Here is a 1,296-nt window from a genome sequence, read left to right as displayed (position 1 = left end):
GGGCGAAGCACCACCGCAATGGCTGGACCTGACCCCAACGGAATTTAAGCTGCTGGTGACGTTGCTCAAGACGCCGTCCAAGGCCTTCACTCGTGATGAGTTGCTGGAAATCTGCCTACCGGAAAGCGAAGCCCTGGCCCGCGTCGTCGACACCCACGTGCACAACCTGCGCCGCAAGCTGGAAAACCACGGCATCACCGGCGTTCTGGTCACGGTGCGCTCCATTGGCTATCGATTCAGGTAACGCACATGCTTGAGCAACCGCGGGTCAACGACAAACCCATGTGGCGCTGGATCGGCCTGCGCATGAGCCTGCTGGCGATCGGCGCGGTGGTGGTGATCTCGGTGTGCATGTGGATCAACGTCACACTGTCGGACTGGTATTTTGTGCAGCATCTGCCGCCTGGGCCGCGTGAGGAGCTGCTGGCGTTGCGCGCCGAGCCAGAGCTCAATGAGGCACGCTTGCGTCAAGTGGTTGCCCAGTACTATCCGCTGGACTATTTCCAGCCGGCTATCGCCAATCGCGACTGGCTGATACTGATCGGCCTGGTGCTGGCCGCGATCCCTATCATCATTGGCTTCGGCCTGTGGTTTTCGCGGCCCTTGTCCAGCCAGTTCTCGGCAATTGCCCAGGGCGCCCGGCGAGTCGCCGGCGGTGATTTCCTGACTCGCCTGCCGGTGCACCGCGACGCGCCCGACGAGCTGCAACGGCTGGTCAGCGACTTCAACAGCATGACCACGCAACTGGAGCGCTATGAGCGCGATGTGCGTGAATCCAGCGCGGTCATTGCCCACGAACTGCGCACACCCTTGAACGCCGCCATGGGGCGTGTGCAGGGTATGCTCGATGAGGTATTCCCCAGCGATGCCATGCAGTTGGGCATGGTCAAGCGTCAGCTCGATCAACTCAGAAAGCTGGTGGATGATTTGCACCTGTTGTCGATGGCTCGTGCTGGCCGGCTGGTGCTGGAGCGCAGCGAGTTTTCTCTGGTAGCTCTGGTGGCGGAGCGGTTGGCGTGGTTCCAGCCGCAGTTGGATGAGGCTTGCGTGCTGACGCAGGTCAGTATTGCTGATGGGCTTCGTATGCATGCCGATCGTGATCGCCTGGGCCAGGTGATCAACATTCTGGTCGATAACTTGCTGCGTTATGCGGCCGGGGGAGGCGAGTTGAATGTAACGGCGCGCCGGGTTCACGGTTCGGTGGTGATTGAAGTCGGTGACCGAGGGCCAGGTATCGAAGCCCAGCATCTGGACAGCGTGTTCGACCGCTTCTGGCGTGCAGAGCGCTCCAGGGCA

Annotated in this window: 2 protein-coding genes; both read left to right on the top strand. The window is 61.4% G+C overall.

The features are described 5' to 3' along the window. The coding region (locus BKD70_RS23205) for a winged helix-turn-helix domain-containing protein (RefSeq protein ID WP_139145820.1) at positions 1-244 on the top strand (244 nt) is incomplete at its 5' end. A 5-nt stretch (positions 245-249) separates the two neighbouring features. After that, on the top strand, positions 250-1,296 hold a 1,047-nt coding region (locus BKD70_RS23200), incomplete at its 3' end, for a cell wall metabolism sensor histidine kinase WalK (RefSeq protein ID WP_070415482.1).

The sequence above is a fragment of the Pseudomonas sp. BS-2016 genome, assembly GCF_001806145.1.
In the GTDB taxonomy this organism is placed as follows: Bacteria; Pseudomonadota; Gammaproteobacteria; order Pseudomonadales; family Pseudomonadaceae; genus Aquipseudomonas; species Aquipseudomonas lundensis.
Note: the sequence above shows the minus strand (reverse complement) of the source record. Positions and strands in the feature narration are given on the sequence as shown.